Source organism: Priestia sp. SB1 (assembly GCF_038898415.1).
Map to the genome: position 1 here is coordinate 272,319 of NZ_JBBJSS010000003.1, position 20,482 is coordinate 292,800.

At 37.4% G+C, this 20,482-nt stretch carries 19 protein-coding genes and 1 riboswitch; of the genes, 6 read left to right on the top strand and 13 right to left on the bottom strand.

Annotation, left to right across the window (positions count from 1 at the left end):
• Positions 1-18: 18 nt before the first annotated feature.
• The 3 genes from WKH56_RS12005 to phaR all read right to left on the bottom strand — a co-directional run bounded on the left by WKH56_RS12005 (position 19) and on the right by phaR (position 2,608).
• A complete protein-coding gene (locus tag WKH56_RS12005) occupies positions 19-1,107 on the bottom strand; it encodes a class III poly(R)-hydroxyalkanoic acid synthase subunit PhaC (protein WP_013055939.1) in 1,089 nt (362 codons plus the stop codon).
• 76 nt (positions 1,108-1,183) lie between these two features.
• Entirely contained in the window at positions 1,184-1,927 is a 744-nt protein-coding gene (gene phbB, locus WKH56_RS12010) for an acetoacetyl-CoA reductase (RefSeq protein WP_168760451.1), read from the bottom strand.
• An 81-nt stretch (positions 1,928-2,008) separates the two neighbouring features.
• Complete coding sequence (phaR, locus tag WKH56_RS12015; RefSeq protein ID WP_028414183.1) at positions 2,009-2,608, bottom strand: polyhydroxyalkanoic acid synthase subunit PhaR; 600 nt, start codon at positions 2,606-2,608, stop codon at positions 2,009-2,011.
• Positions 2,609-3,000: 392 nt separating this feature from the next.
• On the opposite strand from phaR, the gene phaQ reads away from it, so the two are divergent.
• The 3 genes from phaQ to WKH56_RS12030 all read left to right on the top strand — a co-directional run bounded on the left by phaQ (position 3,001) and on the right by WKH56_RS12030 (position 4,467).
• Positions 3,001-3,441 carry a poly-beta-hydroxybutyrate-responsive repressor gene (gene phaQ, locus WKH56_RS12020; RefSeq protein WP_013055935.1) on the top strand — a complete coding sequence of 147 codons (441 nt, stop codon included), beginning with the start codon at positions 3,001-3,003 and terminating at the stop codon, positions 3,439-3,441.
• Between the two features lie 172 nt (positions 3,442-3,613).
• A complete protein-coding gene (gene phaP, locus WKH56_RS12025; protein ID WP_014461097.1) occupies positions 3,614-4,126 on the top strand; it encodes a polyhydroxyalkanoic acid inclusion protein PhaP in 513 nt (170 codons plus the stop codon).
• A 143-nt stretch (positions 4,127-4,269) separates the two neighbouring features.
• Entirely contained in the window at positions 4,270-4,467 is a 198-nt protein-coding gene (locus tag WKH56_RS12030) for an alpha/beta-type small acid-soluble spore protein (RefSeq protein WP_013055933.1), read from the top strand.
• Between the two features lie 50 nt (positions 4,468-4,517).
• Here WKH56_RS12030 and sigI read toward each other — a convergent pair whose 3' ends face one another.
• From sigI to WKH56_RS12055, 5 genes are all read right to left on the bottom strand, one after another.
• Positions 4,518-5,228, bottom strand: coding sequence for an RNA polymerase sigma factor SigI (gene sigI / locus WKH56_RS12035; RefSeq protein WP_048020318.1), 711 nt, complete (start codon positions 5,226-5,228; stop codon positions 4,518-4,520).
• Between the two features lie 361 nt (positions 5,229-5,589).
• Complete coding sequence (locus WKH56_RS12040) at positions 5,590-6,405, bottom strand: TerC family protein (protein WP_048020317.1); 816 nt, start codon at positions 6,403-6,405, stop codon at positions 5,590-5,592.
• A 96-nt stretch (positions 6,406-6,501) separates the two neighbouring features.
• Positions 6,502-6,597: riboswitch (yybP-ykoY riboswitch) on the bottom strand.
• Between the two features lie 76 nt (positions 6,598-6,673).
• Positions 6,674-9,712: a PAS domain S-box protein gene (locus WKH56_RS12045; protein ID WP_048020315.1), complete on the bottom strand. Its 3,039-nt coding sequence runs from the start codon at positions 9,710-9,712 to the stop codon at positions 6,674-6,676.
• 144 nt (positions 9,713-9,856) lie between these two features.
• The gene (locus tag WKH56_RS12050) at positions 9,857-10,600 is read right to left on the bottom strand and encodes a LytR/AlgR family response regulator transcription factor (protein ID WP_028414187.1); all 744 of its coding nucleotides are present in this window, start codon (positions 10,598-10,600) and stop codon (positions 9,857-9,859) included.
• Positions 10,601-11,360: 760 nt separating this feature from the next.
• Positions 11,361-13,016 carry an alkaline phosphatase gene (locus tag WKH56_RS12055; protein ID WP_048020311.1) on the bottom strand — a complete coding sequence of 552 codons (1,656 nt, stop codon included), beginning with the start codon at positions 13,014-13,016 and terminating at the stop codon, positions 11,361-11,363.
• 202 nt (positions 13,017-13,218) lie between these two features.
• Between WKH56_RS12055 and WKH56_RS12060 the strand changes: the two genes are divergently transcribed.
• Genes WKH56_RS12060 through WKH56_RS12070 form a run of 3 tightly spaced genes read left to right on the top strand, consistent with a single transcriptional unit; the run spans position 13,219 to position 16,976 of the window.
• A complete protein-coding gene (locus WKH56_RS12060; RefSeq protein WP_221832901.1) occupies positions 13,219-14,739 on the top strand; it encodes a spore germination protein in 1,521 nt (506 codons plus the stop codon).
• A gap of 14 nt (positions 14,740-14,753) precedes the next feature.
• A complete protein-coding gene (locus tag WKH56_RS12065) occupies positions 14,754-15,839 on the top strand; it encodes a Ger(x)C family spore germination protein (protein ID WP_221832899.1) in 1,086 nt (361 codons plus the stop codon).
• Between the two features lie 12 nt (positions 15,840-15,851).
• A complete protein-coding gene (locus WKH56_RS12070; protein ID WP_221832897.1) occupies positions 15,852-16,976 on the top strand; it encodes a GerAB/ArcD/ProY family transporter in 1,125 nt (374 codons plus the stop codon).
• Between the two features lie 24 nt (positions 16,977-17,000).
• Here the strand turns inward: WKH56_RS12070 and msrA are convergent, their stop codons facing one another.
• From msrA to WKH56_RS12095, 5 genes are all read right to left on the bottom strand, one after another.
• Positions 17,001-17,963, bottom strand: a complete 963-nt coding sequence (gene msrA, locus WKH56_RS12075) for a peptide-methionine (S)-S-oxide reductase MsrA (RefSeq protein ID WP_221832888.1) — start codon at positions 17,961-17,963, stop codon at positions 17,001-17,003.
• Between the two features lie 153 nt (positions 17,964-18,116).
• Positions 18,117-18,545, bottom strand: a complete 429-nt coding sequence (locus WKH56_RS12080; RefSeq protein WP_221832886.1) for a MarR family winged helix-turn-helix transcriptional regulator — start codon at positions 18,543-18,545, stop codon at positions 18,117-18,119.
• 202 nt (positions 18,546-18,747) lie between these two features.
• The gene (locus WKH56_RS12085) at positions 18,748-19,248 is read right to left on the bottom strand and encodes a MerR family transcriptional regulator (protein WP_243495624.1); all 501 of its coding nucleotides are present in this window, start codon (positions 19,246-19,248) and stop codon (positions 18,748-18,750) included.
• Between the two features lie 137 nt (positions 19,249-19,385).
• Entirely contained in the window at positions 19,386-20,168 is a 783-nt protein-coding gene (locus WKH56_RS12090; protein ID WP_342835648.1) for a phosphotransferase family protein, read from the bottom strand.
• A gap of 75 nt (positions 20,169-20,243) precedes the next feature.
• Positions 20,244-20,375, bottom strand: a complete 132-nt coding sequence (locus tag WKH56_RS12095; RefSeq protein ID WP_257041238.1) for a hypothetical protein — start codon at positions 20,373-20,375, stop codon at positions 20,244-20,246.
• Positions 20,376-20,482 lie beyond the last annotated feature (107 nt).

Below are 20,482 nucleotides of genomic sequence, written 5' to 3' on the forward strand. Positions count from 1 at the left end.
CCCAGCCTCGTCTTTATTTTATTTAGAGCGCTTTTCTAGCCAATCGCCGATTGAAGGATATGTTTCCTTCACTGCTTTTGGACCAAATACAACAGATACGTGACCTGTTTGCAGCAATTTGTACTCTTTATCTTCACTTGAAACAGCGTCCATTAAAGCTGCCACTTGATGCGGCATCGCAATATGATCACGGCTAGCAGCAATGTTTAAAATATTAGCTTTAATATTTTTCAAATCTACTTTTCGGCCGCGAACTTCAAGTTCACCATTGATTAATTTGTTTTGTTGATAGAAGTCGCGAATCCACTGACGATAAGCTTCACCAGCAAATGGGATTCCGTCAGCAACCCACTTTTGCATGAGCTTCCAGCTTTCAACAAAACGCTGATTTTCTGAACGATCCACCAGCGTTACATATGGACCGTAGAAATTCGTGATTGGCTTTAACATCTTGTTTCCAAAGTCAATCATCTCTGGAGGGATGTTTCCGAATGTATCTACTGCTTTATCTAAATTAAAGTAGCGGTCGTCTAGGAATGCTCCGTATAAACCTGTATCCGAGAAATCAAATGGACTTGTCATAAAAATTAAGTTTTTAATCGGCAAGTCTTCATTTAATGCAGCAAAAATAGATGTCATAGTTCCGCCCATGCAGTAACCAAGAACAGACAAATCAGGAGATTTAGAAGTGCGCAGCACCTTTTTCGCCGCTTTTGGAATATAATCCACAATATAATCATCTAGCTTCATATTGCTGTCTTCAAGTCCAGGAGTTCCCCAGTCAAGTAAATACACGTCAAAACCGCGGTTTAATAAGTATTCAACAAGGCTGTTTCCAGGTGTTAAATCCAAAATATACGGTTTATTGATCAGTGCATATACGAGTAAAATTGGTGTTTTGTGAAGGTTATCTTTTACTGGCGTATAGCGATATAATTTCGCTTTGTTCTTTTTCCAAATAACCTCTTTTGGTGTTAATCCAACTTCCGGTTCCGCTTCTGTTGTCATAATTTCATATGCACGCTTAAAACGTCTTGCAGAACTTTTATATTCACTTGGCATTGATTTGATTAGTTTTTCCCACTCTTGCACGTAAGGAATTGCCACGAATATACACACCCTTTCATTTCATTAGTAGTTAGTTAACAAGCACAGCCCCGACAAAAGTCAGGGCCAGCATCTATTACATGTATAAGCCGCCGTTAATGTTTAACTGTTGTCCTGTAATGTACGCGCCGTCTTTTGCTAAGTAAACAACTCCGCGTGCAATTTCTTCAGCGTGGCCTAAGCGACGAGTTGGAATTTTCGCAACAACTTTTGCACGAACTTCTTCCGGCATTGCCATTACCATTTCCGTTTCAATAAATCCTGGGCAAATTGCATTAACTGTTACGCCTGACTTAGCAAGTTCAAGAGCTAATGATTTAGTGAATCCTAGCATACCTGCTTTAGCAGCTGAGTAGTTTGTTTGACCAAATCCGCCCGCTTGACCAATAATTGATGAAATATTGATAACACGACCGCCTTCAGATTCTAAAAGATGCGTTAGCGCAGCTGATGTTGTGTTGTATACGCTATGTAAGTTTACATCAATTACTTTTTTCCAATCTTCTTCACCTAACTTCTTGAATGAACGGTCGCGCGTAATTCCAGCATTGTTTACTAGAATGTCCAATTGACCAAACGCAACTTTTGTTTCTTCAATTAGGTGTTTTGCTTGATCTACATAAGACACGTCAGCTTGAACCGCAATAGCTTCTCCGCCGTTGTCTTTAATTTCTTTTACAATTGCTTCTGCAGATTCTTTACTGCTGTTATAGTTTACTGCTACTTTTACTCCATTAGAAGCAAGCTCACGTGTAATTGCTGCCCCGATACCTTTAGATCCGCCTGTTACGATTGCTACTTTACCTTGTAATGTTGTCATGAAAAATTTCCCCCTTGCTTCTTCAGCGATGATTTTTACTGTAAATACAGCAGTTAATGTTGTTTTAAAATCCCCTATGCCCTACTTGCGAGCCGGCTGCTCAGTTTTTTGAGCGTTTGATGGTTTTGCTTCAGCTTTAGCTTCTGCCTTTGGCTTTTCAGCTAATTTTTCTTGTTTTTCTAACAGCTGAGCCTGAAGCTGCTCACCTTGAGTTTTAATTTGTTGTTGAATCGTTTCTTTTAACTCGTCTTGTGTTTTTTGCTGCCCTTCAAGAAGAGATAAAACTTTGTCGAGTTTTTTGTCTAATGATTTGACATCAGATTTCAGCTTAGTTACATCTTTTTTCAAAGCGGATGCACTTTCTTGCTGTGCTTCTAATTCATCAAAACGATCATCAAATTGCTCTTCTAATAATTCTACTTTTTCTTCCACATTGATGACTAATGACGCAACGTTTGCTACATCTTCTTTTGTGGGTACATTTACTTGGTGCAGATAGCGCCCCGTTACTTCATTTACTGCTTGTTGATATTGAAGGTTCATATTTAGCACATTTCCCATGAGCTGGGAAAATTCTTCACGATTCATATTGTCCCCAATAACTTTACCCCAGTAAGATTCGGTTTTGTCATATACGTCTTTCCATGCTTGAAACGGATCAAATACTTTTTGCTGTTCCAAAACTCCATCTCCTTTCTTGTGTACGTTAAAAGTGATGGCTTTCAATATGGACACTTAATGTGACAAGCGACATATTAGAAGCTCTAAGTAAACGCAACCAATTTTGCGTTTATTTATTGGATAATGTAAATCTTTTCACAATTCACTTACCAACAAATTATAAATGTTATAAAAATTACCTACATGTACTATTATAAATTCGTTTTCCAAAATAAACAATTCTAAATCTTTGTTTATTTTTGAATTTTTTTGACGCTTTTTGTCGAAATTCAAAAAATCGTTCTTTTTTCCTGTATTTGAAAGACCTGTTTTAAAGTGTTGACAATTTTTTCATCTAGGTGTAAATTACACATATAGAAAACAAATTCTCTTTTTTCGAAGGGGTGATTACCTTGGGATCAAGTGAAAAAGATAACACCTCTAATTCAAACAACTTAGAAAAATCGATTAGCGGTGCACCAAAAAACTTGATGGTTCCTTTTCTTCTTTTAAGTTTAAGAGGTTGGAATCTACATGGTTACAAGCTCATTCAGCAACTAATGAGCTTTGGATTCACATCAGTTGATCAAGGAAATGTCTACCGCACGCTGAGACAGCTTGAAAAAGACAACTTGATTACATCGCAATGGGATACGTCAGCTGAAGGACCTGCACGCCGGATTTACTCATTAACAGATGCCGGTGAACAATATTTAAGCATGTGGGCTAATTCACTTGAACAGTATCAAAACATGTTAGATTCATTTTTTCACATGTATACCGACATGTTGTTCCCTTTTAGCTCTTCTTCTTCTAAAAAGTCAAAAGAATCAAAAGAGGAAGAAAACGATTAAAGGGATTCACGCAGTACATCTGCGTTTCCTAATATAATGTTAAATAAATTTCACGGTCAACCAGCGAGCGCGGAATGTTAGGTTTATTACACAACTACGAATTTCTTCTTTAACGTTTTGTTCATTACGATAACTGTTCGCCAGACCAAATTATTCAAGGAGGAATTTGATTATGTCAACAGTAAAGTATGATACAGTAATTGATGCAATGTGGGAACAATGGACAAAGGGGTTACAAAACATTGCAGACGGAAACAAACAAATTGAGCAATGGACGTTAAAAGCACTTGAGCAACAGCAAGAATTTGTAACAAAAGCAGTTGAACAACTTCAAGCAACAGACAAACAGTGGAAAGCTGAATTAGAAGATCTTCAACAAAAAACAGTTGAAAACTTACGTAAAACAGCTGGTAACGCTGTTGCCGATTCTTATGAAGAATGGACAAACCGCACGCATGAAGCATTAAATAAATTACAAGAGCTTTCTCTTAACCAAAGCAAATCAAGCTATTCTTTAGTAAAGCAAGCTCAAGAACAATATCATCAAGTAGTAACACAATTAGTAGAAGAGCAAAAGAAAACGCGTCAAGAGTTCCAACACGTATCTGATGCATACGTAGAGCAAGTAAAATCTCTTCAAAAATCATTTGCTCAGTCTCTGGAGCAATATGCAGTTGTAAAATAATATATAAAAAAGCCCAGCTTCTTTGAAAGCTGGGCTTTTTTATACTTTCTTGCAAACCATTACCAGTATGCAAAATAGTAAACAGCAAATAATACAGGTACAGCAGTGAACTGCTGTACAACTAAAAAAGGAGATGACTAATCATGGCTAGAACAAATAAACTATTAACACCAGGCGTAGAACAATTTTTAGATCAATATAAATACGAAATCGCTCAAGAATTCGGGGTAACTCTAGGTTCTGACACTGCTGCACGCAGCAACGGTTCAGTAGGCGGAGAAATCACAAAACGCTTGGTGCAACAAGCTCAAGCTCACTTAAGCGGCAGCACACAAAAATAAAACATAACTTCATAACATGGCTAAAAAAGGCACCTGCGTGTGCCTTTTTCTTACATAATATAATCTTTCAAATACACGTAGTCCCCCGCTAATATAATAACCATCGCGATGATATATTTGCGGTTTCTTTCAATTGTTTTCCGGCTCACTTTGACGTGCTTTTCAATCAAGCGAATGGGAAGCTGCCGCTTTAAAAACAGCTTATCTCTTAATTCTTTTTCATTGACGATAAAAGATGCAACTTCCACTGCATTTCCCCTTGCATCCTTATGTTTAGGAGACGTGTTAATAATATCTTCAAGAGTTAATTTAAACAGTTCCAGCGTCTGACAAAAATAAGTCATTTCCTCTTGAATATATGAAGTTTCACTTTGCCTTTTATAGTTAGAAAGCGATATATCCCTTTCTACCTTACCTTGCATAAAACCTTCATTTTCAATTCGGCTATAGAGCAGCGTTTGGTTTCGCTTTTCTTTTCGAATATAGTCGATGACTCTTCTTTTAATAATCAGTTCCGCAAATGCAAGAAGGGATCGACCTTTTTGGATTGTGTAATTTTCAATGGCTTCATTAAACGCAATCAGACCAATGCTAAATTCATCGTCAGCTTCACTTATATAACGTTTACATACAGCTGAAACAACTTTAGCAATAAACGGTTTATATTGTTGAATCATTTCGTTATGTAATTGTTTATCCCCTTGCTGAATCGTCAGTACAAGCGTTTCAAGCGATGGAGGCGTTTGAACTTTTGTGAGCATTGGCTTCACCTCTTTTACTATACTCAGTTGCTTTATACCATGTTAATATCCATTCTTTTGATGACGAACAGGGTAAAGAAGCGCTCTGCTCCTTTTAATTCTCTTTATTATAACCCATAATAGCTCAATTTTACCAATTAACATACATTTGAAATATATGTTTATGAACTGAAATAAACTTCATTGAACTGAATTATCCAACGTTGATTCTGTTCTTTACAGAATATGAACGAAAAAGCAAAACATTCGGATATACAGTAATTAAACATCAGTTAGTTCTTTTACCCTTTCCCAAAACAATTTAAACTAGGTATTTTATCTTAATACAAAAAAACGCGCATTAAAAGCGCGTTTTTTTGTATTATTGATTTTCAATTTTCTTTAATGAGTCTTTTTCTTTCTCTGAACGTTCAAGATCAGTTTGTTCTTTGTTTTTAGATAAAAACCAGCCTGAAGCTGCTATACCAAGTAACACAACCCAAAACGTAATTTTCCATACTTTTGATTCAGGGAAGTGTTCATTAATAATACCTAACTCCGGATGAGCAAGAGTGTAAACTGCTAGCTTAACCCCTACCCAGCCTACGATAGCAAAAGCCGCCGTTTCTAGCCCCGGGCGCGTATTTAATAGCTTGACGAACCAAGTTGCAGCAAAACGCATAATGATTAGTCCCATAATTCCTCCGGCAAAGATCACCAAGAATTGTCCGCCATCGAGTCCGCCAATTTTAGGAAGATTGGTTGTTGGCAACGTAACGGCAAGAGCCACAGCAGCCAAAATTGAATCAACCGCAAAAGCAATGTCCGCTACTTCTACTTTCAAGACCGTCATCCAGAAACCTGAGCCCTTTTTTCCGTCCGCTTCTTTTACTTTTTCATGATCACCTTTTTTCACATATCGCTTCACAATATGATTAATGGAAATGAACAATAAGTAAATGGCTCCTATTGCTTGAAGCTGCCATACATCTACCAAAAATGAAATCAAAAACAATGAACCGAATCTAAAAATAAAGGCACCGGCTAATCCGTAAAACAATGCCTTCTTGCGTTTTTCTTCCGGTAAATGTTTGACCATAATGGCCATTACAAGAGCATTATCCGCCGCCAAAATTCCTTCTAATGCAACCAGCACCAGCAATACCCATCCATATTCTAACAAAAGCGATGCATCCATAAAAATCCCCTCTCGTTTCTTTGTATAAGTTGATTTATTCTCATTACCGGAATAAAACACAAAAAGACCTTTGCCAAATATGGCAAAGGTCTTGCTAAGCATAATCATTATGCCAACAAAGCCGATGGATTACTCCATGTAATGACGACTTTGTTTCAGGTTTCCCTGACGCTACTCCCCTTTACTCCGTAAGAAGTAAATGTATTAAGTTGTTTTTATTTTACAAAAGGTCTACTAATAAGTCAATGAAAAGCCCTCTAAACTTTTGTTAAGCTTTTGTTAAGCGTTTTAATACGTTTAAAAACGTTGAAATATGAATAGGCTTTGTTACGTATTCACTAAAACCGACTAAAAAAGCTTGATCGATGTCGCTTTGCATCGCGCTTGCACTCAAGGCGACTCGCGGAATATGCTTCAACTCTTTTTCCAGCTGAAGCTGTGTGCATACCTCAAAGCCATTCATATCAGGCAAATCAATATCAATTAAGATCATATCCGGTGAAATAGACTTGATTAGCCCGATGCCGTTTTCTCCTGTTTTGGCAACTAAGAGCTTAACGTTTTTATATGGAGAAAGAATCGATTGCATAAGCTCAATATTTGTATCGTTATCTTCAATATACACAATTGAGATCGGCATGGAAAAACCTAAAAATGACTCGGCTTCCCCTTCATTGGATACGCGTTTAGGAATAGGTGGGTGTACTAACGGAAAACGAACCCAAAATGTACTGCCTTTTCCTTCTTCACTTCGCACTCCGCACGTTCCATTCATTAAGACAACAAGCTGCTTTACAAGCGCCAGCCCAATCCCTGTTCCGTCTTTTTCTAATCTATTCACACGGTAGAAAGGCTCAAAAATCCGATTTAATTCTGAAGCTGGAATTCCAAAGCCACTATCTTCAATCAATATGGTTACGTGATGCTGAGTGATGTCTGTATAGATAATGATATCGCGATAAGCGGGTGAATATTTAATGGCGTTTGTAAGCAGATTTAATAAGATCTGCTGAAAACGAAGTTCATCTACTTCAACAAAGACTTCTTGGTATGCGTGAAAGCGAGTATAAAATATACTATGCTTATCTTTTGCTAATGGTTTCATAATTTTAAGCGCGTCTTCAATTGCTTCTTTTACCGACACTGATTCAAGATTAATCGCTAAGTGACCTGATTCAATTTTCGATAAATCAAGCGTTTCATTTATTAAATAAAGAAGATGATTACCTGCTTTTAAAATTTTTCGTATACGATTCAATTGTTTTTCTGTTAAATCTTTTTCTCCTTGCTCTTCCAATATCTGTGCATAGCCTAAAATACTGTTTAAAGGCGTTCGAAGTTCATGGCTTACTTTTGATAAAAATTCTGACTTAGCTTGATTTGCTTTTTCGGCTTCTTCTTTGGCTATAATCATTTGCTGATTGGAATGAAGCAGGTCTTGTTCTTGTTCCTGCTGCTTTGTAATATCATAAAATGTGACAACTACGCCTTTATAATATTTGCTTTCTTGCAGAGGTTCAGCATTCACCGAAAGCCACGTCAACTTTTTCTCATTTAAATAAATGCCCATGACTGTATTTCGCACAGGCTCTTTTGTATGAAGACAGCGGACAGATGGAATATCTTCGAGTGCAAAAGCTGTGCCATCAGGATGAATAATTTCCCAGTCTAAACCAAACGGGTTAACCGATAACATTTGGTCATAAGGCACGTTTAGAATCTTAGCAGCGTATGCATTGGCAGCAATTAAGTTACCTTCAAGGTCATGAAACACCACGCCTTCTGACATTGTAGAAAGAACGGATCGATACATGCTTTCACTTTTAGCCAGCTTTTCTCTTGCTTCGTGAAGATCAGTAATATCTACTATAGAACCAATAACTTCTTGTACTTCTCCTTTGTAGATATGAGGTGTTAATTTCGTATAGTAAGCAAAGTCGTTCAAAAGTACTTCATACGACACTTTCTCTCCCGCCCATGCTTTATCATAGTAACTCCTATTATCTCTTGCGTAGGATTCAGGTAAAAATTCCTCAGGTGTTTTTCCGACAACATCTATTTCCTCATATCCCATTTCACGAATCATTTTGCCTTCGCACATCGTATAGACATACCCTTTACTGTTCTTCACAAATTTAAAAATAGTACCATCTTGCTGTGAAAGCGTGCGTTTTAAATCTTTTTGCAAATCCAGAAGCTGCTGTTGAGCCTTTTTTCGATCTGTCACATCTTTGGCGATGACGTAACTGCCTTTAATTTGATCATGAACAATAATAGGCATTTGCGTGACTTCAACGTATACAGGCTGATTATCTTTGCGAATCAGCGTTGCCTCATAATATACAGAGTCTCCCCTCAGGGATTTCCACATATATTCTTCAGCTCTTTCAGCTTCTCTGAACATAGAAGGAAACGGGATTTTCTCCATTTTATTTAACGTGTATCCTGTCAGCTCGATTCCTTTTGGGTTAATCGTTTGAATATTGCCGTATAAATCAACTGCACACACAATATTGGGATTGTAGTTAAAAAGAGATTGATAATACTCTTCTTTTAATTGACTTTCCCTCACTTCTTCCTGACGCTTAAAAGCTGCAACGAGCAGGAAGACAATGAGTAGCGTAATCGTGATACTTGCAATAATATTGGAAAACGGCGCTTGATAAGGCAGCCACTGGCCCCACCTTCTAGCAACTGAATGTGCAATATGCAGCTTCATTCCATACATACTGATGAAATGCATAGCTGAAATACCAATACCCAGTAAAATAGAGCTAACAAGTTTAAGAAACGGATTAGCTTTCACGCTTTTCGAACGAAAAAACAAGTGCATTGCATAAAATGCAACGACCAGAGCGATGATGATAGAAAGCAAAACAGATAGCACAGCATAATGAATGCGTGCTTCCGTTTCGATTGCTGCCATGGCAATATAATGTGTACCGAGAATACTGCTTCCTAAAATGAGCCCTGACCATACCGACGTGCGCCATTTCCAGAATGTCCAAAACGCAACTAATGATCCGCTAATCGCTATTATTAAAGCAAGGACAGAAAGTACAACATCAAAATGAAAGCTAACAGGAACATAATAAGCAAGCATCGCAATATAGTGCATCGCCCCCACTCCAAGCCCCATTGAAGTTGCTGACAATGTGAGCCACAAATAATTGTTCCGCTGTTTTTTCATCATTTTGCTCACAATATCAAGTGCTGTATAAGAGGCAAGAATCCCTACAATGACAGCAAGAAATACGGTAAATTCATTATAGTGACCAGTAATTGAAATCATTTTCTTTCCTTTCACTTTAACGTTACTTCTTCTATCTAACTCTCCTTATAAGAACTATATTACGATCATTTATTCCGAAAGCAGACACATGAAATAGACGAAACTTACATAAGCTTCGTCCTCTCATCAGCATAACTATTTTAGAAGAAGCAGCATCTCTTAATTTGTCATTAACTGATGCAGCTGTTTTTGAACGTCTTGGATTTTTAATTTTGAGATATGAGCATATTCATCAATTTCTAAGAAATAAACAAGATATGTTTCGTTTTTTGGTGTGATGTGCGAAACTTTCTGCAAATTTACGATATAAGACCGATGTGTTTGACTGAATACAGAAGGGTTCAAATACATATAGATATCACTAATATTTTCATATGTCTCATAGACACGTGATTGAGTATAGATTAAGCATTTTTTTCCGGACTTTTCAATAAAAATAATTTGATCAATTGGAATGTAATAAGTAGATCCGTTAAATTTTACAGGCAGTCTTTTTAATTGCTCACCTGGCTTTTTTGACTGATTTTTATCAATTCCAATGGAGTTTTTTGCCCGCTCTAGCGCCATATAAAGTCTGGTTTTTTCAATTGGTTTTACAATGTAATCCAGTGCCGACAACTCGAATGCCTTCACAGCAAATTCATCATAACCGGTGATAAAAATGAAGTTTAAATTCGGCTTAATGCGCAGGCACTTTTTTATGGCATCTACACCGTTAATCGTAGGCATATTAATGTCTACGAGCAAAAGGTCTGGACTCTTAGCCATCACTTCCTGTACAAGCTGCTCTCCGTCTTTGCAGATGCCAATCACTTCAAATTCCGGAAGCTGTTCTATAAAATAATCTAAAATTTCAACCGAATCTTCGTTATCATCGGCAATAATTAAGTTGATTTTGTTCATCCTGACTCCCCCTAGGATACAATGTTAAAGTATAGTACGAACTATTGCCCATTCTGTTTTATGCATGTCTACACATCTTTATAGTGTTTTTATGTTGAGATGAATGATCTACACGGACGCTAATCGTTCTAATCGTTAATGGAACGCACAACGATTGTTCATGGGGAATATTGCAATAATTGTAGGTTTTCTAGAAGAAGAAATAAAACCGTTTATCTATTATCATTTATTTTCCTAACAATGATTTAATACCCTTTTTATAATCTGTAAATCAGCATGCCACAATCTTTATTTAATATTTTTAATAAAGGCGACACGCTATTTTCAATCATTTTGTCTTCTCTTACTATTAAAACATGTTCTACGTTCTTCCACCCATACTTTTATTCATTTTTTTACTTTTTATTCAAGGTAATTACTTACATACAACCCTTAATAACCCTGTATTTTTAATTTCACTTGAAGAAATTTATGTATTTTTTATTCATTTTATTATAAAAATTCTAGCATATAACGTTATGAACTTACATATGTATTCCGAACTAGTTCCTTTTAGAACTATGATTATTATACCATTTCATAGTATAAATCACATATATTTAAAGGTGAAGACTTTCCATTCCTTTAAGAGTTCAAAGCTATTTATTTGTAAAATAAATCAATTCATTCCTCTCTAAAGGCTAATACATCTAATTATCCATCTATTATCTGTAAAAAAACAGGCCTAAAGTTATACTTCGGCCTGTTTTACATTCATTTCTTATTTTGCATTTTTTACAATTTGCTGTGCCTGTTTCGATACAAAGAAGCGACCTTTTTTATCCTGTACCACCACGCTGTCCATCCGCATCTCTTTTCCATTTACAATCGCAATATTTTTATTTACCGGAAAACGTACCGTTCGCTTATTGTTTGTAACAACGAGCACAGGGTTGTTTTTATCTTTTGAGTCCACCGCTACATTTGAGCCTTTAAAAGCTTTATTTGCTTCAATAAATAATTCATTTGTTAACTCGTTTAAGTTAATATTCATTGACTTAGCCATATGTTTGGCAATATCCGTATTATCAAAGTGCCCCGTTGGTCGATTGACGCCGTATGAATACAGAAATACATCCTCACCCGTATGACCGCCCGTTGTGAATCCAAGGTTTGCTCGGTTGGCTAATAGCTTTGATAGTGTAGCACTCATTTCTTTTTTATCTCTTGCTTTAGTCAGCTGCGCTTTTTCCTCTGAAGTTAGGTTTGATAAACCATACAAAGCAGCTACTTCTTCTTTATTTGATAAATCTTCTTTTAAGTTAGACGTAGCACCTTCTAACGTCATTTTTGCTTTTTTTAATGGATCAATATAAGCAGAAACAGGTGTGGTATCATATCCTTTTGTTGTATTTGCATTACCGATTGAAAGACCGCTGTTTCCGTGATCAGCAATCGCAATAACCATCGTATTTCCATCTTTTTTAGCGAACTCTACTGCCTTGCCCACTGCTTCATCAAACGCTAATACATCGCTAATCATGCCTACTGGATCATTCGCATGAGCTGCCCAATCCGTTTTGCTTCCTTCAACAAATAAGAAGAAACCGTCTTTATCTTTGGAGAGTGTTGTTATTGCTTTATTTGTCATCTGGGACAGCTTTGGCTGTTCTGCTTTTGTCTGCGGTCGATCCATATCATACGCTAAGTCTCGGTCAGCGAAGCTCCCCCAGATTTTTTTGGCGCGTGACTGCTCTAATTCCTTTTTATTTTCTACAAAGTCATATCCTCTTTTGTTCAATACATTGACTAAGTTTTCACCGTCTTTTCGGCTTTTTTCTTCTTTTCCTGGCAGAAGAGATTGCTTACCTCCTCCAAGTACTACATCGATGTTTTGATACACTTGCTGCTCCGCTAGCGTTTGAAAATCATCACGGCTGTAGTTGTGGGCTGAAAAACCAGCTGGTGTGGCGTGCTGGATTTCAGAAGTGGCCACAATTCCTGTCGCGCGCCCCGAAAGCTTTGCTCCTTCTAGAACGTTTGCTACGGGACGAAACTGATCTTCTTTTTCTACGGGTTTAACCCCAGGTGTATTCACTACTGAAGGGAGCACACCTACATAACCAGAATTTGATTTATTTCCTGTTGCTAAAGCAGTAGCTGCCGGAGCGGAATCTGTAATAGCAGATTCTGCCGAATACGCACGTACTCCCCCGGCCATCAGCTGATCCATATGTAACGGTTTTCCTTTGTACCATCTTGCAAGTGTAGTAGCATTTGAGCTCGTCCCGTCCATTACCATCATAATGACATTTTGAGGTTTCTTAGCTGACTTATGCTCCACTTTTGCTTCCGTTTGAATAAGAGAGTTTCCTAAACCAAACGAGGCCAATGCTACCGCTCCTGCCAGTGTAATACCTGCTAATTTTTTCTTCATATAAATGTACCCGCTCCTTTATGTAATTATCTTTGACATTTCTAAAGTTATCATTTAAACGTAAACCCACTGTTTATCCATTGTAAAAGAGTGTAAAGTTTGTCTTTATATTCTTCCTTTCTTCTTGAGAAAAAATAGTCGAATAAAAAGGAAGTACATGAACAAACTACCAGTAATAGAAAGTCATGCGAGGGGCACGGTTATGTTTAAACATTTATTTAAAAAAAAGAATGCAGACGATCAGCCCAAAAAAACATTGGATGAACTGATTAAACAATTTAAAAAATCAAGTGATTTCACAACATTAGCTATTGGTTCGCAGCATCGAAAATACATCATTACTTATTTTAAGCAGCTCGTAAACATGCAAAGCGTTGAAGATAAAATACTTGAACCCTTTCAAAAACTAGACTTCACGTTAAGCAGTGTATATGAAGTTGAAAACGTTCTGCCGATTGAAGATATTTCCGTTACAAAAGATACAAAAGAAATTTTGGAAAAGATGCTGCGCGGCTATGTGATGTTTCAATTGCATAAAGACGATAAGCTAGTAGCGCTTATTAAAGTTCAAAGCTTTGATACGGGGTTTCGAAAAGAAAATGAAACGGAAAATGAGTTCAGCGTTGTTGGTCCTAAAATTGGTTTTGTAGAGGATTTAGATGTCAATCTCTATTTAATGAGAAAAACGGTCATTTCCGAAAACCTTATTTTTAAAGAACTCACCGTAGGAAATAAATCGAAAACGCGCGTCGTTCTTGTTTATTTAGAAGGCGTAACGAACCCTCAGCACGTGGACACTATGACGCAGCGCCTGGAAGATATAGATTTCGACGTCATTTTTGATAGTACAATGCTTGATCAATTAATTTCCGATAATTCTTCTACGGCGTTTCCGCTTTTTTTAACAACAGAGCGGATTGATCGAGTCTTGTTTAGTCTGTTAAACGGGCAAGCTGCCTTCTTTTCGAGCGGTTCACCCTACGCGGTTACGGGACCGTCAACGCTGCTTGATTTTTTTATTTCACCCGAAGATTACTATTTACCGTGGGTTCTAGGGTCATTTTTCCGAGTTATTCGTATTTTAGGCGTCTTTTTCTCTATTTTTGCTACACCTCTTTATGTAGCCATTGTTACGTATCATTATGAGATGCTTCCAAAAGATTTGCTCGGACCTATTATCTTTTCAAGGACCAACGTTCCTTTTCCACCGGTCATTGAAGTACTTTTTTTAGAAATCACCATTGAACTGCTTCGAGAGGCCGGAGCCAGACTTCCAACAAAAGTAGGTCAAACACTGGGAATCGTAGGCGGGATTGTTATTGGGCAAGCAACCGTAGAAGCTGCACTAACAAGCAATATTTTGCTTATTATTGTTTCACTGACAGCTTTAGCTTCTTTTACAACGCCTATTTTTAAAATGTCTAATACCATCCGGTTATTACGTTTTCCGTTTATTTTGTTTGCCACTGCGTTTGGCTTAGTCGGCATCACCTTTGGTTTTTGTTTTTTACTGGTTCATTTGCTTCGTTTAAAATCTTTGGGCATGCCTTATCTTGTTCCGCTTTTTCCGTTTCGCCCAACGGAGTATAGGGATACCTTTCTGCGATTGCCCTATAGTCATACAGCAAAGCGTCCAAGCTACTTGCGTCCTTTAGAACGCTTTCGCTATAACCCTAATAAAGCGAATAAGACTAAACGAAAAAGTAATTTAGATAATGAGTAAAGCGGGGAAACGTCATGAAGAGAATACTTATTTTATGCACTTGCCTTACTTTCTTAACGAGCTGTGCAGACCGTGAAACAATTGACGAAATTCAAGTAGTTAACTCCATAGGATATGATTATATTCCTCAAAGCAATAAAGTCAGAGGAACCATTTTATACCCTATCTATAAGTACGGGCCAACGGAAGAACCTAGTATTATTGCGGCTACTGCTAATTCTTCATTTGATATTCCACTCCGCTTAAACAATAAATCATCTCTTCCAGTTGCTTTTGGGCAGCTACGGAGCATCGTCATGGGAAAAGAATTTGCAACACACGGCGTGGATGAATTAGTAAATACAATTGCTAGAAATCCAGACCTTGGACGTAATATTAAATTAAGCATTGCAGATGGCAACGCACATGAATTATTGAGCTCCGTTACAAAAAAGAAAATTAAAGACTATCAGTTTATTTCTAATTTGATTGAACAAAATATCCGAACAGAAAACTTGCCTAACACCAATTTACAAATTTTTTTATTCAGTTTTTTTAGCGACGACCGCGACCCTTATCTTCCTGTTTTATCCCAAGAAAAGGATGCTATTAAATTAAAGGGGCTGGCGCTTTTTAAAGAACAAAAAGTCGTTACAACCATCGGAATGAAAGAAACATTTTTATTTAAGCTGCTAACGAGTGGAACAAAGCACGGCCGCTACTCAGTAAAAATTAAAGAAAGTGACCGTAAAGGCGAAATTATACTGCAAAACTTGCGCACCAAAACAAAGTATGAAATTAAAGGAAATCATCAGCATCCAAGTATTGTTGCGCACTTAACTGTTGACGGCCTTGTAAAAGAATTTCCTGGATGGATAGATTTAACAGACCCGACTCGTATTAAAATGGTTGAAAAAACGCTTCAAAAAGATATTGAAAAAGACGGGGATGCCTTTATTAAGAAGCTTCAGCGGCACAAAATTGACCCCATTTGTTTTACAGATTATGTTCGAAGTAAAACGCGAGGGTTTAACAGTGGAAAATTCAAAGCGCAATATCCGGATATGAATATTGAAGTAAAAGCTCGCGTTCATCTTATTCAAACCGGTATTAGCAACTAGGAGGAAGAAAAGATGCACAATACAATTAAAGAAGAAAATCAAGTTTCCCCTTCTTTTCTTTTTTTCTTAGTTCACTCTACTCAGATTGGCGTTGGAATACTAGGGTTTCAGCGTTACATTATTAAAGGAGCTGGATATGAAGCGTGGATATCTATCTTCCTTGCTGCGATCAGCGTCTGTATTTTATTAGCGATGATTTTTAATATCTTAACTCGTGAAAACAGCGATATTGTTGATATTCACCGGTTATATTTCGGTAAATACCTTGGAGGAGCTTTAACTCTTGCGGCATCGGCTTATTATTTTATTTTTGCGTTAACCATTTACCGAACGTACGTAGAAATTTTACAAATATGGATGTTTCCACAGCTGGAAACATGGATTGTATCCCTTGTTTACTTACCTATTATTTACTATACAGTTTCCGGTGGGTTTCGTGTGATTACTGGAATTGCTTTTTTTGGGGTTATGCTTCCCTTACCGCTCGCACTTGCATTGATTTACCCGCTGAAATACGGGCACCTTAATAATTTATTTCCTTTATTTGACCACACGATATGGGAATTTTTAATTTCAACTAAAATGATGACTTTTGAGAATTTGGGATTTGAATCCGTTCTTTTTTTCTATCCTTTTATAAAAAATGGCGCTACTAGTCAGAAGTGGGGGCAACTTGGCATTTTGTTCAGCACTTTTTTATATTTTTGCACAGCATTAGTGTCATTTGCTTACTTTAGTCAAGGACAGTTAGCTCATACCATATGGCCAACTTTAACGATGGCCAAAATTATTGAAATTCCATTTTTACAGCGTTTTGAATATATTTTAATTGCTCTGTGGCTCTTAGTTGTTCTGCCTACTATTGCTGTTAGCTTGTGGTGTACAATTCGCGGATTTAGTAAAACATTTAATAAACCGCCTACTATTTTTCTCATATTAGCCTTAATTGCACTCCTTGGCTTTTCTATTTTCTTTGATGACCGAGAAACGATTGATCAACTTAATACACGACTATCTATGACCGGCTTTTACTTTATTTATGGCTATATTCCTTTCCTTTTTCTATATAGCTTCATTCGAGCCAAAATAAAACAAAAGAAAAAACAAAAAGAAGAGCGTGAGCCAACTTTAAGTTGAATCACGCTCTTTTTTCATATTATTTTATTTGTTAAATAAAACAGCGTATTCCCCGTATCCTTCTTTTTCTAAATCTTCTTTCGGAACAAAGCGAAGAGCTGCTGAGTTGATGCAGTAACGCAAGCCGCCTGCATCTTGCGGACCATCATCAAATAAATGACCTAAATGAGAGTTAGCCGTTTTGCTTCGTACTTCTGTACGAACCATATTATGACTAACGTCCATGTTTTCTTTTACTTCATTTTTATTAATCGCTTTTGTGAAAGACGGCCATCCGCATCCGGCATCATATTTATCCGTTGAACTAAACAACGGCTCTCCTGATACGATATCTACATAAATACCATCTTCTGTATGATCCCAAAATTCATTGCGAAACGGGGGTTCCGTTGCGTCATTTTGAGTAACTTCATATTGAATAGGCGTTAATGTCGTTTTTAGCTGCTCGTCGCGGCCAAAGTCTTTCCAGTTTTCTTTAATAAAACGATCACGTCCAGATCCTCGTCGATACATAGCATAGCGGAATTTATTTTTCTTATAATAACCTTGATGGTATTCTTCCGCTTCGTAAAACGGTTTTGCCGGTAGAATTTGTGTAGCAATCGGCTCAGAAAAACGACCGCTTGCTTCTAATTGCTGCTTCGATTCTTCGGCTAGTTCCTTTTGGTGTTCGTTGTGGTAAAAGATAGCTGTTCGATACGAGTCGCCTCGATCCGCAAATTGTCCGCCTGCATCCGTTGGATCAATTTGAGGCCAGTATAGTTCTAAGAGCTTTTCATATGGAAAAACTTCTGGGTCAAATGTAATTTGGACCGCTTCATAGTGACCCGTTGTTTCTGAGCATACTTCTTTGTACGTCGGGTTCTCTTTGTGACCGCCTGTATAGCCAGATACAACTTTTATAATGCCTGGCTGTTCATCAAAGGGCTTCACCATACACCAAAAACAGCCTCCAGCAAAAGTTGCTACTTCATATTGTTCTGTCAAAAAGATGACCTCCTTCATGTATTCTTTCTATTATTATACGCTGATTTGATGTTCTCACCAACTAACTTGCTTCTTGTACTCTTTCCGTTTTAAGACAAAAAAATAATCAGTGAAGCTTATCTTCACTGATTATCCTTCCGCATTTAAAGCGCTTTATTTTTGATTACCTTTAATTTTGTGAAACAGTTTATTCATCGTTTCAATTTCTTTATCTGTAAAGTGCTCAAACCGCTCAAGGAAATACGCTCGTTTTTTTTCTTGAATCACATTAAAAATATCTTGCCCTTCTTTGGTCAGTTCAATATCAATAATACGTCGATCATTTTCAGACCGTTTGCGTGCAATGTAGCCTTTTGACAAAAGCAAGTCGGTTACCGCCGTAATGTGGCTTGCTGACACTTGAAGATACTTAGATAAATCAGTTGATCGCTGCCTGCCGGAATCAACCAGCATACGAAGCACCATAAATTCATTTGTTGATAGCTCTGAATTGTATACTTCATTAATTTCTTGGCGAAGCTGTCTGAACACAAAGCGAAACAGCGTCTCCATTTCTTGAACGAGCTCTTCTCTTTTTTTCACTTGTCACTCTCCTTAACGCTATCGCATGATAACGAATATGTATTTACGAAAGTATTTCACTTTCTTAACTTAATTAGTTTTATCAAATTACTAAGCGTTTCGTCAACTATTATTGAGATTTTTTTCCACAATCCTGTACGAATTGATGTATTTTTCATAAAATTCCATAAAAAAAGCGATTTACCGTTATGGTAAATCGCTGCTAGTAGCTAAAAATACCGGTTAAAAAGCTTCTCCATCTTGGAACAGGCTTTTTACCTTTTAAGCTGTCTTCACTTTTCAACTGACTTTCAAGTTCCGCTACTCGATTTTCTAATTTCGTAATAACTTTATTTAATCGATCGATTTCCGAACGATGCTCTAAAATTTGAAAAGTCACTACTTCTCCCGCTTTTTCTTCTGTACGCTTTTCATTTTCAATTAGCCTTAAAAAAAGCTGATCAAGCTGCTTTTGCATGTCTTGTGCACGTTCATCAGATATAACGACTTCCTCTTTTTCCACTACTTTTTCTACCACTTTGACGACGGCTTGACGACTGCGGTTTTTTTGAAAGTTTCTAAGTGTTTCAACATTTTCTTCCGTAAACTCACAGTGTCCCGATTCATTTCTCTCTAGCTGGATATCCGCCATTTTGACCCACTTTAATACCGTACTTGGATGTATTCCCAGCGCTTTTGCCACATCTACCGTTTTCATCGTCATGTTCCATCCCTCCATTTTTTTCATTTATTAGCCATTTCGAGAGAAATTTTTAAATCCCTTCATACATGACAAAACTAGTATGAATTCGTCAAAGAAAGTGGACGTTCAACAAATGAAGAAAATGATGTCATTATTGCTTAGAAAAACTCGTACAATCCTTCTGCAAAATAACAAAATTCGTGCTGTGAAATCTGCTTGCCATATCCCTTAAAAAAAGACGCGCGCTCTTTACCTGTAAAAATTCCGTCTTCAAAGCGAACAGCAAGAGCCATATCATAACGAGCGTCTCCTAAAGTTCCTCCGCTCCAGTCAATAACAGCTGTTATCTGACCGTCGTGTACAAGTACATTATCAATCGTGTAGTCTCCGTGAATAAGTACCTCTTGTTTGCATATCATGTTTTGCTTCTGCAGTTGTTTTAGTAGCCGTTGATTCCCGTCTACCTCATAGTGGGTTAAATTGTACTCTGCCTCTTGCAGCATTCGGTGGATCCACGGCTGCTTACTCACTAATCGTTCTGGACACTCAGCATTGTGAATACGAGCAAGAAGACGCCCCATTTCATAGACAACGTGCTCACGCTTTTTTTCATTATCTTCCTTCTCTAAATACTCTCTTACCGTCTTTCCTTCAAAAAATTCTAGCAGCAGCCAGCTCTCCTCTGCTGTTTGAACAAACTTGTAAGCGCTCGGGCTTTGAAAGTCCGCCAGTGCCTGTATATTTTTTAATACATAATATTCCTTATATAACCATTTTCTGTACTTTTCCCTTTTTGCCCGTTTTAAAACATATCTCCCTCTAGCCGTATGAAGGATACCAACATCTGAGGTACACCCTTGCCTTGGAAACGTCACTTTTTCGATTTGCTTTACATACTTTTTTATCGAATGAGGAATTTCTTCTATTATAATAGGATGCAACTGTCTCACTCCCCTTTCTTTCTACATTCTCTTTTTGTTGCTCTTTCCCTACAAAAAAGTTGAGACATAACGAAATCACTTCAATTTAATACAAACAAATGGGTTGAATGAGCTATTATGAAGCGCTTGTGATACCGCTGTTGATTTCCGTGCAAGACTTCGCTTTCCGCGGGCGGCCGGTGAGTCTCCGTCTTTCCCTCCAATCAACAGCTAGAAGCAACTAACTGCATACCTGAAACCTACGTTCACCATTCTAATAAAAAAATCCGAACGATTACTCGTTCGGACCTTCCTTCAACTAAACTACTTTTGCC

Excerpts from the sequence above, each read along its gene's own strand:
- sigI (WP_048020318.1), bottom strand. The coding sequence starts at position 5,228 with ATGCTCACAAAAGTTCAAACGCCTCCATCGCTTGAAACGCTTGTACTG.
- WKH56_RS12030 (WP_013055933.1), top strand. The coding sequence starts at position 4,270 with ATGGCTAGAACAAATAAACTATTAACACCAGGCGTAGAACAATTTTTA.
- WKH56_RS12065 (WP_221832899.1), top strand. The coding sequence starts at position 14,754 with ATGAAGAGAATACTTATTTTATGCACTTGCCTTACTTTCTTAACGAGC.
- phaP (WP_014461097.1), top strand. The coding sequence starts at position 3,614 with ATGTCAACAGTAAAGTATGATACAGTAATTGATGCAATGTGGGAACAA.
- WKH56_RS12060 (WP_221832901.1), top strand. The coding sequence starts at position 13,219 with ATGTTTAAACATTTATTTAAAAAAAAGAATGCAGACGATCAGCCCAAA.
- phbB (WP_168760451.1), bottom strand. The coding sequence starts at position 1,927 with ATGACAACATTACAAGGTAAAGTAGCAATCGTAACAGGCGGATCTAAA.
- WKH56_RS12070 (WP_221832897.1), top strand. The coding sequence starts at position 15,852 with ATGCACAATACAATTAAAGAAGAAAATCAAGTTTCCCCTTCTTTTCTT.
- WKH56_RS12050 (WP_028414187.1), bottom strand. The coding sequence starts at position 10,600 with ATGAACAAAATCAACTTAATTATTGCCGATGATAACGAAGATTCGGTT.
- WKH56_RS12085 (WP_243495624.1), bottom strand. The coding sequence starts at position 19,248 with ATGACGATGAAAACGGTAGATGTGGCAAAAGCGCTGGGAATACATCCA.
- WKH56_RS12040 (WP_048020317.1), bottom strand. The coding sequence starts at position 6,405 with ATGGATGCATCGCTTTTGTTAGAATATGGATGGGTATTGCTGGTGCTG.
- WKH56_RS12055 (WP_048020311.1), bottom strand. The coding sequence starts at position 13,016 with ATGAAGAAAAAATTAGCAGGTATTACACTGGCAGGAGCGGTAGCATTG.